The organism is Ornithinimicrobium pratense (assembly GCF_008843165.1).
Taxonomy (GTDB): Bacteria; Actinomycetota; Actinomycetes; order Actinomycetales; family Dermatophilaceae; genus Ornithinicoccus; species Ornithinicoccus pratensis.
Genome location: NZ_CP044427.1, coordinates 973,389 through 986,706, shown reverse-complemented (window position 1 = coordinate 986,706; position 13,318 = coordinate 973,389). Strand labels below are relative to the sequence as shown.

The window sequence follows — 13,318 nt, the reverse complement described above, 5'->3', positions numbered from 1 at the left end:
AGATGCAACACCCTGGCGGCGCGGGTTGTGCCCAGGCTTGCCAGAACCGCACAACCGCGCGGAACGAGTGCGAAAAGTCGCCGGCGTGTCGGGCGCGGCGGGCGTGTCACGGCTCCGACACGCCGTGGGGCACCCCGGACCGGAGGACGACAGGACGCCCGACAGCCCACCCGGTAGGGTGCTGTCCGACCACCGCCAGGGAGGGAGCGGACAATGCCCACAGTCGATGTCGCGGCGACGCGGCAGGCGGCGAGCGACCTGACAGAGGCCGCCGAGAACATCCACCATGCGCGACCGGCGGTGGCGGTCGCGTCCATCAGCGACCAGGTGCCAGACGCGGTCAGCCGCTCGGTGCTGGGCGGCCTGCAGGCTGCGCTGCAACTGCGCCTGCAGGATCTGAGCGGCGAGATCGACACGATGTCAACCGCGATGTCGACCCTCGCGGACAACGTCGAGAAGGCGATGGACGGCTGATGGGGGCCGACCACCTCGGCATCTGGAGTTGGATGGTCCACGATGGGGACGAGGTCCGCGCCGCCGGCACGAGGCTGCACGACACCGCCTCCGTGCTGGGCCAGCAGGAGGACCAGCTGCGGTCGACCCTCGGCTCGGCCTCCACCGCCCTTGGCTGGGAGGGTCAGATCGTGGACCGGGCCGACCAGCCCGCCAGCACGGCGCAGACCCAGATGGCCCGGTTCGCAGAGGACCTGCAGGCGGCGGGCACGGCGTTGCGTGATCTCGGCAGCGCGATGGACGCCAACGCCCCGCAACTGCGCCAGGTGCGGGCCGACTGGGACGCGTTGCAGAGCGACCCCCCGAAGCGGCAGGGGCTCGGCCCTTTGGACGGTCTCCTAGTAGACCGCGCGGCGCTGCACGAAGCCGAGGCGGCCCTGCGCAGCCGGGCGGAACTGCATACCGACAACCTCAGCACCGCCGACGGGGCCTGCCGCGACCTGCTCGCCTCCGCGGTCGAGAGCGTCCGCGGCCTGGTGCCGCTGGGCACCTCCCCCGACTTCCTGCGCTCGCTCATCCCGTCGGAGGCCTACGGCGTCTTCGCCGAGCACGGGATCGCCGACACCGACGAGGAGCGGGTGCTCGCCGAGCGCATCCTGGCGCAGTGCCACACCCCGGAGGCCGTCCGGGAGATGCTGGCCGGGGTCCCGGTCGAGCGCCTGGCAGAGTTCCTGGGGCGCCACCCCGAGATCGCCGCGGCGCTGGCCAACGACTGGGACTACCGTGGCGAGGACCCGGTGCTGGGCGGCCTGCTGCAGGCGCGGGGGGATCTCGGCCCGAACGGTCAGCTGCCGGACGGGGTCGAGGGCGTCGCCGCATACTGGGCCTCCTTGTCGGAGCTGGAGCAGGAGCGGCTGCGCCTGCTCTACCCCACGCTCGTCGGCAACACCGACGGCATACCGCTGCCCGACCGGGCGATGGCCAACCGGTGGCTGCTCATGGACGCCTTGCGCCAGGAGCTCGCCGTAGAGGCGATGCTGGCCGCAGCCCCGACCACCCAGGAGGAGGAGGAACGCCGGCGCGATGAGGATGCCTGGTACGTGCCCGGCTTCTGGCGCGACCTGACCGAGCGCTGGGACCAGTTCCACCGCGACGGCATCGGGCAGATGATCAACCGGACTGAGCACCCCGACCTGTTGCTGGACGAGTCACGGACACGCATCGCGCTCTATGAGCAGATGCTGCATGACGAGCCGGTGGTCCTGCGTGAGGACCTGCCGGGGCTCCCCGGCGACCAGCGCATGGTCATCCTCTTCGACCCGCGGGGGGACGGCCGCTTCGCGGAGTACTCCGGAAAGCTGGACGCCCAGAACCTCAGCGTGATCGTGCCCGGCACCGGCAACGACATGGCCGGGATGAAGGACTACAACGAGCGCTTCGCGGGCATCGCTGCCGATCACCCGGACGACACCGCCGTCATCACCTGGCTGGGCGGTGACATGCCGAACGCGATCGGCGCCGACGCCCCAGACAACACCTACACCTCGGACAACGGGCACCGGCTGGTCACCTTCGTCGAGGGTCTGCGGACGGTCGGCGACGCCCAGTGGCTTTCGCTGGTGGGGCACTCCGCCGGCGGTGCGGTCGTGGGCTTCGCCGACAAGTATGGGGTGGAGGCGGACGCCGTCCTGCACGTCGCCTCGGCAGGGACCGGGACGGGGATGTCCGACGCCGCGCTCTATCCCACCCACACCTGGGCAGGCGCGGACGGGCCGGAGCGCGACGTGCGGCGCTACTCCCAGACCGCGCCCGGGGACCCGATCATCTTGGCCCAGCGCGCCGGCGAGATCGACGACGCTCTGGACAGAGTGGGCCTGGGGCTTCCCGAGGACATCGGCCACGGCTACAACCCGGACACGACACCGGGCTTCACGCCGCTGGACACCGGCGTGTGGCTGGAGGACGGTGGGGCGCGCGGCAACACCTTCCGGGCCGGAGACCTGGTCGAGGGGCTCGAGTCGCACGACTACGTCATCAGACCGGGGACGACTTCGTGGCAGAACATCATCGGTGTGATCCGCGCCGACTGGGACAGTGTGGTGGAGAAATGAGATCAGTCATCGCGGCCGTGCTCGCGCTGGGGCTGGTCGGTGGGCTGGGCAGCTGCGGGCCGGCCGAGCAGCCGGAGCCGACAGGTGCGGAGACTGGCACCGACGGGTCCACGAGTTCCCCCAACCCCGCGACCACCAATGAGGAGACGTCGATGAGCGAGCAGCAGATGCGGCAGGCAGCAGAGGCCGAGCAACCGGTGACCGAGACCAAGTTGCGGGAGGTCGCGGCCCTGCTGCACCCCGACCTTGATCAGCTGCAGACCGAGCGGCCCCGCTGGATCGGCGGCGGAACAGCCGCGTGCACCTGGGACCGCAGCGCCCTGAGCTACATCGCCAGGGGCAGCGTCCCCGCCGCCGAGTCGCCGGAGGCCGCGGCGCAGGATGCGATCGCACAGCTGCCGGACACGTGGACCGCGAACGAGGGCGCCTCCACCGGTGGCCACGGCCGGTACTTCGAGGACCCCGACGGCTACCTGCTCATGGTGTCCTGGCAGAGCGACCCGGACTTCGTGCTGCTCAGCGTCGAGTCTCCCTGTCACGGCTGAGCCCGCTCTGATGGCCCGGGGTCGCCGACCGGCTGGCCTGCGCGCATGACCCGGGTGAGTGGCCGATGGGGCCACTCGCAGCCGACGCCGTGACCGTCCCGGTGCTTGCCGGACCCTGGCGCACCAGCTCGCGTCCGAACACGCTTCTTCTGAGGCCTCGACGACGTGTCAGCGTGGGTGGGTGGGACTGAAGTTGCGCGAGTGACTCCTCGCCACTGAAGGTGCGAGATTGTGCCCTGTGGACACCTGGCCCGAGGCGGTCACCTGGTGCACACTGGTCGGATCGTTCCCGCCCGCGGAGGGGCCGCGGGCCGACTCCCCGAAGGGGGTAGAGCGTGCGCGTCGTCGCCATCGCTGCCGCCGCTGGTGTCGTTCTGCTGGCCGGTTGTGACACCCAGACCGACCCTTCGCCTCCCCCGACCACGGAGGATGCACTCACGACCTTGACGGCGACACCGACCACTCACGCGGACGACGTCGACATCACGACGGAAGCCGCACCCACCACTGCGGAGCCGACCACCAGCGAGCCAGTCGCTGACGATGGGCCGCCCGAGATGCCGGCTGAAGCGCAGGAACAGACTCAGGCGGGCGCCATTGCCTTTGCTGAGCACTTCGTTGAAGTCGTCAACTACACCGGGATCCATCCCACGCCGGGGCTTATTTCCGGCCTGTCTCTTGAGGATTGTGGGACATGCGGCAACCTCGAGGCCACGGTGGAGTACAGCGCGGAAAACAACGAAGTTCTGAATGAGGACCTCTGGGAAATAACCGCACCACCAGACATTCTTGTGTTTTCCGGGTCCGATGCTCTGGTCCGCGTACCGCTCACGCAGCACGAACTAGCGGTCTTCGACGACAACGACCAAGAAGTGGAAAGGACAGATCGGCAAAGCCTCAACTTAGGGATTGACCTCTCCTGGGAGGACGGCTGGATCATCAGAGCGGTGCAAGTGGGATGAATCTCGCAAGTCCATTGGTTTTATCGATGCTCCTACTCATCCCGCCTGTGACAGGCACACCGGCACCTCCAGAAAACCCTCCCGATAATCCATGTCGACGCGGAGTCTGTCTAATCGACGATGGCGGCATTGGAATGTACTACAACTCGAGCCAGACGCGCGACTTAGTTCATACTTATCCACCCGAAGTAGACCCAGCAAAACCGACGTCGTGGTTCGAGTACATCGCGGTCATCAACTGCCTCGGAAATTCACCAGAGTTTCCACGTCGAGACATCTGCATGGAAGCCGTCACGGTTTGCGAGATAGTCGAACCCGGGTCACCCGGCCCGCTGTCTCGCATCATGCGAAGAGAGGTGTTTGCTGGAGGATCCCCAGAACCTACGACATGGGATCTGCTCGGGGTTACCTGTCACACTTCATCGGTCCCGCCCCGCTCTGGCGAGCCGGCTGAAGAACTCACGGACGCGATGATCCTTGAGCGGTTCCACCGCACGGATTTCGCGTTGCCAGAGATGGTCATCCAGCCGCCGGACGGGCAGACTCTCGTGAACCTGCCGGTGTACTTCCAGCTCAGTTGGCCCGAGGCTGGGTTCGAGCCTGGAGAGGTCGACACCACGACCATCGTCGGCCACGAGGTGCGGATCCGGCCGACGCTCGCCGGTGTCACGTATCACACTGGCGACGGAGCCAGCGTCGGCCCGACCACGAGCCTTGGCGGTCCCTACCCCACGGGCGATATCACCCACGAATACAGCCGGGCCGCACAGGTAACGCCCTACATCTCGGTCGAGTACGGCGGAGAGGTAAGCGTCGACGGCGGGGCGTGGAGCGTCATCCCGGGCAGCGCCACGGTGGAGGGTCCAGGGAGCCCGCTCCAGGTGCTGACCTCGGAGAACCGTCTCTACACGAACTGAGCCGGGGTCGGCTAGCAGCTGCGCCGACCCCCAGTAGCTTGTCAGCAGCGTTTGCGCTCAGCGGGTCTGTCGGTGCTGACTGCTTGACTGAGGTATGGCGTTGATCCAGGGCACCGGACAGCCGCCACGTGAGGGGCACGTGGGGGCAGTCGTCGAGGTGCTCGGACGCCAGCTCAACAGCATGGGCCGTCCCGCCGGGGTGGACGCGGCGGCCTGGGCTGCTGAGCAGGAGGAGAGACTCTGCACGCTCGCGGACGAGTTGTTCGTGCCTCCCCACCCGGTCGACGCCGAGGAGCTCGCCTACTGGGCGCTGGTGGCCGATCTGGAGCGGCATGGCGTGGGTGACAGCCTCGACCACGACGCCGGTGAAGACCGTTACGCCGTCGGTGGGAGTGACGTTGACGACGCCGGTGGTGGCAACCGCGCGCCTGGGTTGCCGGCGCAGGAGTTGGCCGCCGGCCTGGAGGACGCGGCCCGTGGGTTGGCTCGAGCCGCGTTGACCGAGGACGAATCGGTGCGGGTGCTGGACGCCGGGATCGTCTCGGGCACCGAAGCACTTGGACGGTTGCGAGCCGAGGCCGACGCGAGGATGGTGCTGCTTGCGCTCGAGGCCTCTGCCCGCGGACTCCATGCCGAGAAGGGTCTGTCGTTGCCGGACTGGTTGCGCGCACGATGCCCATGGCTGCCACCCCAGGACGCGACCAACCTCCACCAGATCGTCAAATGCGCCTCACTTGCATCCGGTGGCCCGCTCAAGCAGGTCGCCATCACCGGGCAGGCCCCACTGCACCGGGCCGCCCTCGTCGCGCGGACGCTGAACCGTGTGGTCAGGTGCGTCGATGTGGACCAGCACGAGGGGTATGCGCAGATCCTGGCCGACGCGGCGGCCAATCCGAATCTGTCCGACGCCGAACTCGCCCGGGTGTGCGCGGAGCTGATCCGGGCCCTGCTGGACGACCCGCCCGAGCGGGAGAAGACCGCCGAGGAGCTGCGGCGAGTGACCCGACGCGCTGTCGGTGAGGGACTGACCCGGTTCACGATCGACGCCCCTGATGCCGCAGCCGCGACTCTGGACGGCATCCTCACCTCCAAGCTCGCCGCACCAGCTCCCGGAGTCGACGAGACCGGTCTCGAGGTCGCCGACCCCCGCAGCGCCGGTCAGCGCCAGTTCGACGCCCTGATGACCGTGGTGAACCGGGGTCTGTCGAACCCCGGCGCCGCGCCGTCGGCGGCGCGGGCCTCAGTGCTCCTGCTGATCCCGTTCGACCCAGACAAGGGCGCCCCGTCCGGGGTCGCCCATACGCCCACCGGCTTGCTCATCGGAGAGCGGAATGCCGGCAAGCTGTCTTGCTCCGCCGACATCACGCCCGTGTGGGTCGGCCCCGGGAACGAGCCACTGGCGCTGGGGCATACCGCCCGATGCGCCAGTCCGGGACAGTTCAAGGCCCTGGTCGTCCGGGACGAACACTGCACCTTCCCCGGGTGCTCCAGACCCCCGCAGTGGTGCGATGTGCACCACCTGACCTGGTGGTCCCGCGGTGGGCGGACCGACGTCGACCAGATGGCACTGCTGTGCGAGCAGCACCACACCCACGTCCACCTGCACGACATCAGCGGTGAAGTCGCCGGCGGCCACGTCGTCTGGCACGTTTGACGATCCCGCCCCGTGCCCGGCCCCGGGGCCGGGCACGGAAGCATGCCCCCGGCATACCCGACGCCTCGTGAACGTTGCCGACGACATGCCCACCTCTTCGAGCCGCACTACGCTGTCCATCCTCGACCTGGTCCCCCTCTCGCAGGGGATGACGCCGACCGAAGCCATTGAGGAGTCGGTGAAGCTGGCGCAGGAGGCGGATGAGCTGGGCTACCACCGGCTCTGGGTCGCCGAGCACCACGGCAGCGAGGCGTTCATGGCGTCGGCGACCTCCCTGCTGCTCGGGCACTTCGCCGACCGCACCAGCCGGATCCGGCTGGGCTCCGGCGGGGTCATGCTGCCCAACCACTCCCCGCTGATGGTCGCCGAGTACTACGGCACCCTTGCCACCATCCATGGTGACCGGTTCGACCTCGGCCTGGGCAGGGCGCCCGGCACCGACCCGATGACCGCAGCCGCGCTGGCCCGCTCCAGTGGGCATCTGCCGGACTTCGCCTCCGAGGTCGCCCAGCTGCAGCAGTACCTGGGCAACCCGCCGACGCTGACCGGCGGCCGGGGCCAGGTCCGTGCCATCCCCGGCGAGGGCACCCACGTCCCGCTGTGGATGCTCGGCTCCTCCACTGGTGGCGCGCAGGTGGCAGCCGCCCTCGGGCTGCCGTTCTCCTTCGCCTCGCACTTCGCGCCCGACCAGATCCGCGAGGCGCTGCTGATCTACCGCGACCGCTTCCGCGCCGACGCCGACACCGCACAGGTGGACCGACCCACGACGATGGCCGGCGTGAACGTACTGGTTGCGCCCACCCAGGAGGAGGCGGACTACCTGTTCACCACTGCCCAGCTAATGGCGATCCGCATCCGCTCGGGCCAGCCGGCACCGCTCGACCCGCCGGTGGAGAACCTCGCCGACGTCGTGCCGAGCCAGTTGCTGCCCCTCGCGGAGGCGCACCAGGCGGTCCGGATGGTCGGCACCCCGGACCGCATCGTGACCCAGCTGGAGGAGTTCGCGGCCCAGCACGAGCTGGACGAGCTGATCGTCACGACCTACACCTACGACCCCGCGCTGCGCCGCCGCTCCTACCGACTGCTCGCCGAGGCCTGGGGCATGACCGGCTAACGGCAGTCACACTCAACGGACAGCATCTGTCCCCGACGAGGAGCATGATGGCGTCATGAACGCCGAGGCCGACCGCCGCATCACTGCCCTGCAGTTCCAGCAGGCCGACCGCACCGGGGACTGGCGCGTCCTCGGGAGCGGCGCCAGCACCTGGTATGCCGCGCCCTCTCACTCTGCTGGCGCGGCACTGGCCCGCCGGATCCTGGCCCTCACCCAGGAGTGCGTCGGCCCACTGCCAGACGGTGCCTCACTGCCGATCGACCTGGACATCAGGGCCGACGGCGTCCGGGTGCGGATCCCGCTCACCCCCGAGGACGGCGGCTTCCGCCCTGACCATTCCGCGCTCGCCGAGACGGTGTCCTCGGCAGCCGCCGAGCTGGGGCTGCCCGCCGACCCTGTCGCGGTGCAGGACGTCCAGCTCGCCTTCGACGTGCTCGACCAGGAGTCGGTCAGCAGCTTCTGGGAGACGGCCCTCGGCTACCGCAGGGTCGGGGACGAGGACGTCATGGACCCCGTCCGGCGACATCCACTGATCTGGTTCCAGGACATGGACGCACCGCGGCCGCTGCGCAACCGCCTGCACTTGGACGTCGTCACGCCCGAACCGGTGGCCAGCACCGCCGTCAACGCCCTCGAGGCCCTGGGTGGGCATGCGGCCCGGCACGGCTACTACGCCACGGTCGCCGACCCAGAGGGCAACGAGGTCGACGTCCTCCCCCTCGAGGTGGGGGCCGACCGGTGGCACGGGGACCGGACCGAGGACTGGCGTCTCGTCTTCGCCGCGATGGCCTGCTACCCCGTCGCGGACGCGCACCAGGCGGGCGAGCTCGCGACGAAGGCGGCCGAGCTGGCCGACGAGGCCCACCTGCCCGTCAGGATCGATCTCCGCCCCGGCGTGGTCGTCATCGACACCGGAAAAGACCGGTGGGAGACGGAGGAGGGTTATGAGGCGCTCGCCGCCCGGGTGCAGGAGGTCGCCCGGGACCTGGGGCTGGTCGCAGACGTCACGCTGCCGCGGTTCGTCCAGGTCGGCATCGATGCGGTCGACATCCCGGCGGTCCGCCGGTTCTGGTGCGCCGCCCTGGGGTACGAGCCGGACCCCCGCCCGCACGTGACCGACATCGTCGACCCGCGCCAGCTCAACCCGGTGCTCTTCTTCCAGGACCTCGACGCCTCCGACGACGCACGTCGGGCCCAGCGCAACCGAATACACCTCGACGTCTTCGTCCCCCACGACCAGGCCGAGGCCCGCATCGAGGCGGCCCTGGCCGCGGGTGGACGTCTGGTCTACGAGGACGAGGCGCCAGACTTCGTGACGCTGGCCGACCCGGAGGGCAACGAGGTGGACATCGCTGTGTCCGTGGGTCGTGAGGAACGCTGGCAGGCGGCCCACCCCGCCTGACCCGCCTCCCGCCCGGCGCACATCGCGACCCACCGACCTGAGCCGTGCGGGCACGGCGACTATCCTCGGCCCGTGCCGTCCTCCGCGACCCCGTCCGAGCCTGCCCCCCAGCCGGCGACACTCCCGGGGCGGTCCGCCCCCGTGACGCTGCTGCCGGCCGCCGGAGTGTCGTTCTCGGCGTTCCTGCTTTTCGGGATGCAGGTCGGCTGGCCGGGCCACGCCGTGCTCGTGGCCAGCCTGCTCACGGCATACCTGCTGGACAAGGCGCTGGCCAAAGACCTGCTGCTCATCGGCGCCGGCATCACGATCGTCTCGACCACCTCGGTCAAGGCCGACATCAACTGGGACCGGTTCTTCATCGTCGGCTTCGTGCTCGCGATAGCGGTCATCTTGCCCGTTATGATCGACCGGCTGGTCTACCGGCGCAAGGCGATCCGCTTCCCCTGGTTCGGCGGCGGCCGGTGGACGCGCTTCCAATGGTCCTACATCGTGGCCGTGCCGCTGCTGGGCTACCTGATCCTGCCCTACTTCTTCATCAGCTCCGGCGCCTACCAGAACTGGCCGGCGATCTACACCGCCAGCGAGTACGGCCGCTTCTTCGTCGGGGTCAACGCGGTCGGGTTGTGGGACGAGCTCTTCTTCATCTGCATCTGCTTCGTCCTCTTCCGCCGGCACTTCCCCCTGTGGCAGGCCAACCTGCTCCAGGCGACGATCTTCGTCTCGTTCCTCTGGGAGCTGGGCTACCAGTCGTGGGGGCCGCTGCTGACCATCCCCTTCGCGCTGCTGCAGGGCTTCATCTTCATGCGGACCAAGTCCCTGACCTACGTGGTCCTCATCCACCTGCTCTTCGACGCGATCGTCTTCCTGGCCATCGTGCACGCCCACGACCGCAGCTTCTTCCCGTACTTCCTCTACTGACAGAGCGCGCGAGAAGGCCCGACAGGACACCTCACGGAGCCCGACAGAGCCGGTGGAGCTGAGTTTGGTCGGCGGGCCGGTCGCAGTCCAGCCCGCCGCACCCTGTGTATGCCGCACGCGGCCCGGTTGTTGCACCGCCGGGCTCCCGGCGGGGTCAGGCTCCCGGCGGGGTCAGGCTCCCGCCACGAACAGCCAGCCGCGGCCCGGGGCGTAGGGAAGTTCGCGGACCTCCACCGCAGAGAAACCCGCCTGCTCGAGTGAGGCCACCAGAGCCTCCTTGCCACGGAAGCGCAGGGTGCTCGTCGAGTCCACGCGCTCGCCGTCGGCGTGGAAGATCGTGGGTGACTCGAAGGTCACCAGCTCCCCATCGATGGCGGTGACCTGCACCCAGTCCTCGACCGGCCCCTCCCCCTCGACCTCCACCACCTGGTGGGTGAGCTCCTTGGTCCACCGTTCCCAGGCCCGGTCAGCGGGGTCCCTGGTCTCGAAAGCAAGGTGGGCCCCGGGCCGAAGGCACGAGCGGATCAACCCCAGGGTGGCCGACCAGTCGGCATCGTCGATGAAGACCTGCGCCACGTTGGCGGTCATGGTGGCCAGGTCGTAGCGGCCCCGGCGGTTCAGGTCCGCGGCCACCTCGGTCGCGGTGCCCACCACCCACTCGACCCGGTCGGCTCCGTGCTTGGCCCGCGCCACGTCGACCGACGCCTCGGCCGGGTCGAAGCCCAGGACGTCGACACCGGAGGCGGCGAGGCGGCAGGCCAGGGTCCCGGTGCCGCAGCCGACGTCCAGCACAGACGTGGCAGCGAACTCGCGGACAAGGTCGACATAGGAGTCAAGGTCGCTGCGGTCGGGGTCGAGCGGGTCGTACACCCGGGCAACCCTGGGGTGAGAGAAGATGGCATCAGGCACGCTGCCGAGGGTAGCTGCCCACTCCCGGTCCTGTTGGCGGGGATTCTCGGGGCTTGGCCTCAGCCCTCGAGCGCCAGCACCAGCGGCAGCACGCCGGGAGCGCCGGCCAGCCGTAGCTCGCGCGCCGCGACCGTGAGAGTCCAGCGCGAGTCGGCCAGGTCATCCACGAGCAGCACGGGACCGGCCGCCCGGGACTGAAGCTCGCGCAGGGCAGTCGCCAACTCGGGTCCGACGCCGATGCGGCCCCAGACGTTGGCCAGCCGGAAGGCGCTGTTGCCGCCCGGCTCGCCCACCGGGCCGCCGTGGACCAGGTCCAGCGTGCCCAGCAGCGGCAGCCGGCCGATCTGGCTGATGTGCTGCGCCAGAGAGCCGACGAGCGCCGGGCGGCGCCGCGAGGGCATCGCCACCACGCCCACGGGTCGCTCGGCCCAGCCCCAGCCACGCAGCACCTCGACGACGGCGCGGGTGAGGTCCTCGGGCACCGGCTGCCCCGGCACGAGGTCACGCCCCCGCTCCGGGTCCTCCGGCACCTCGGGGTCGGCCTGAGAGGTGCCCTCGGCCAGCACCGTCCGCAGCCGCTGACCCCAGCCCAGGTCGGACAGCCGGGCCAGGGCCCGGCCCTCCGATGCCTGCTCCTCGATGGGGATGCGGCCCTTGACGTCCACGCCGAGGCGCGGCATACCCGTGGGCCACTGCCCCCGCGGCTCGACCGGCACACCCACGGCGCCGAGCCGGTCCCTCGCGGCGCCGACCGCGCCCTCCGGGATCTCGGTGGGAAACCACGTGCTGTCGCACCGGTCGCACCGGCCGCAGGGCGCCGCCGACGGGTCGTCCAGGCACTCCTGCAGGAAGGCCATCCGGCAGCCGTCGGTGGCCTGGTAGGTCAGCATCAGCTCGGCCTCACGGACGCGGGCGTCCGCGACGCGGGTGTAGCGCTCCTTGTCGTAGACCCAGGGCTGCCCGGTCGAGACCCAGCCGCCCTGCACCTTCTCCACCGCGCCGTCCACGTCGAGCACCTTGAGCAGCAGCTCGAGCCGGGTGCGGCGCACGTCGACGATCGTCTCCAGCACCGGAGTCGACAACGGCCGGCCCGCCTCCCCCAGCGCCGCCAGCACCGCGTCGGCCTGGTCCTGCCGCGGCATCGACACCGTCGCGAAGTAGTTCCAGATGTCCCGATCTTCTGAGCCCGGCAGCAGCAGCACGTCCGCGCGCTCGGTGGCGCGACCGGCTCGACCGACCTGCTGGTAGTAGGCCACCGGTGAGCTGGGCGCGCCCAGATGCACCACGAACCCCAGGTCCGGCTTGTCGAAGCCCATCCCCAGCGCGCTCGTCGCCACCAACGCCTTGACCTGGTTGTCCCGGAGGGCGCCCTCGAGGCGCTCGCGCTCCTCGGTGTCGGTCCGGCCGGTGTAGGCCGCGACCCGGTGCCCGGCCGCCCGCAGCGCCTCGGCCACGTCCTGCGCTGCCGACACCGTCAAGGCGTAGACGATCCCGCTGCCCGGCAGCGTCTCCAGGTGCGCCAGCAACCAGCCCAGCCGCTGCTCGGGCGTGAGCCGCGGCAGCACGCCCAGCCGCAGCGACGCCCGGGCCAGCGGCCCGCGGATCGTGCGGACCTCGGCGCCCCCGGCACCCAGCTGCTCGACCACGTCATCGACCACCCGCTCGTTGGCGGTCGCCGTCGTGGCCAGCACAGGCGTCCCGTCGGGCAGCCCCTCCAGCAGCGTCCGGATCCGGCGGTAGTCGGGGCGGAAGTCGTGCCCCCAGTCGCTGATGCAGTGCGCCTCGTCGACGACCAGCAGACCGCACCGCGCCGCGAGGTCGGGCAGCTGCTCGTCGCGGAACCGTGGGTTGTTCAGCCGCTCCGGGCTGACCAGCAGCACGTCCACCTGGTCCGCCGCCAAGGCCTGACGCACCTGGTCCCACTCGGTGGCGTTGGCGGAGTTCATCGTCACGGCCCGCACCCCGGCCCGTGTTGCTGCCGCGATCTGGTCGCGCATCAGCGCCAGCAAGGGGGAGACGATCACCGTCGGCCCGGCCCCCTGCGCCCGACGCAGGGCCGTCGCCACGAAGTAGACGGCCGACTTGCCCCACCCGGTCCGCTGCACGACCAGCACCCGGGCCCGTTGCTCCACCAGCGCCCGCACCGCCTCCAGCTGCCCGTCGCGGAAGTCCGTGTCTTCCCGACCGACGAGCCGCCGCAGCGCCGCGAGCGCCGCCCCGTCCAGGGTGGCGTCGAGGGCCGGGTCCGCGCTCTGCTTCGCATGCTGCATACCTCGACCGTAGCCGCCGCGCCCGACACCGCCTGCCAGTCCTCCACATCCGATCCCCCACCA

At 70.2% G+C, this 13,318-nt stretch carries 11 protein-coding genes; 9 read left to right on the top strand and 2 right to left on the bottom strand.

What is annotated here, in order from left to right:
* The first annotated feature begins 213 nt into the window (after positions 1-213).
* The 9 genes from FY030_RS04465 to FY030_RS04430 all read left to right on the top strand — a co-directional run bounded on the left by FY030_RS04465 (position 214) and on the right by FY030_RS04430 (position 10,076).
* Positions 214-474 (top strand): hypothetical protein, encoded by a 261-nt coding sequence (locus FY030_RS04465; protein ID WP_158060461.1) that lies wholly within the window; start codon positions 214-216, stop codon positions 472-474.
* Positions 474-2,564, top strand: a complete 2,091-nt coding sequence (locus FY030_RS04460; RefSeq protein ID WP_158060460.1) for an alpha/beta hydrolase — start codon at positions 474-476, stop codon at positions 2,562-2,564. The genes FY030_RS04465 and FY030_RS04460 overlap by 1 nt, the downstream gene beginning before the upstream one ends.
* The gene (locus FY030_RS16295) at positions 2,561-3,109 is read left to right on the top strand and encodes a hypothetical protein (protein WP_192498717.1); all 549 of its coding nucleotides are present in this window, start codon (positions 2,561-2,563) and stop codon (positions 3,107-3,109) included. The genes FY030_RS04460 and FY030_RS16295 overlap by 4 nt, the downstream gene beginning before the upstream one ends.
* 335 nt (positions 3,110-3,444) lie before the next feature.
* On the top strand, positions 3,445-4,071 hold the full coding sequence (locus FY030_RS04455) for a DUF6318 family protein (RefSeq protein ID WP_158060459.1): 627 nt from the start codon (positions 3,445-3,447) through the stop codon (positions 4,069-4,071).
* 470 nt (positions 4,072-4,541) lie between these two features.
* Positions 4,542-4,988: a hypothetical protein gene (locus tag FY030_RS04450; RefSeq protein ID WP_158060458.1), complete on the top strand. Its 447-nt coding sequence runs from the start codon at positions 4,542-4,544 to the stop codon at positions 4,986-4,988.
* A gap of 94 nt (positions 4,989-5,082) precedes the next feature.
* Positions 5,083-6,642 carry an HNH endonuclease signature motif containing protein gene (locus tag FY030_RS04445; protein ID WP_158060457.1) on the top strand — a complete coding sequence of 520 codons (1,560 nt, stop codon included), beginning with the start codon at positions 5,083-5,085 and terminating at the stop codon, positions 6,640-6,642.
* An 85-nt stretch (positions 6,643-6,727) separates the two neighbouring features.
* Complete coding sequence (locus tag FY030_RS04440; RefSeq protein WP_158062633.1) at positions 6,728-7,756, top strand: LLM class flavin-dependent oxidoreductase; 1,029 nt, start codon at positions 6,728-6,730, stop codon at positions 7,754-7,756.
* 55 nt (positions 7,757-7,811) lie between these two features.
* The gene (locus FY030_RS04435; RefSeq protein ID WP_158060456.1) at positions 7,812-9,158 is read left to right on the top strand and encodes a VOC family protein; all 1,347 of its coding nucleotides are present in this window, start codon (positions 7,812-7,814) and stop codon (positions 9,156-9,158) included.
* 72 nt (positions 9,159-9,230) lie between these two features.
* Entirely contained in the window at positions 9,231-10,076 is an 846-nt protein-coding gene (locus tag FY030_RS04430; RefSeq protein ID WP_238348547.1) for a CPBP family intramembrane glutamic endopeptidase, read from the top strand.
* 171 nt (positions 10,077-10,247) lie between these two features.
* On the opposite strand, the gene FY030_RS04425 is transcribed toward FY030_RS04430, so the two are convergent.
* Both FY030_RS04425 and FY030_RS04420 read right to left on the bottom strand, forming a co-directional pair.
* Positions 10,248-10,985 (bottom strand): class I SAM-dependent methyltransferase, encoded by a 738-nt coding sequence (locus FY030_RS04425; RefSeq protein ID WP_158060455.1) that lies wholly within the window; start codon positions 10,983-10,985, stop codon positions 10,248-10,250.
* 59 nt (positions 10,986-11,044) lie between these two features.
* Positions 11,045-13,255 (bottom strand): RecQ family ATP-dependent DNA helicase, encoded by a 2,211-nt coding sequence (locus tag FY030_RS04420; RefSeq protein ID WP_158060454.1) that lies wholly within the window; start codon positions 13,253-13,255, stop codon positions 11,045-11,047.
* Positions 13,256-13,318 lie beyond the last annotated feature (63 nt).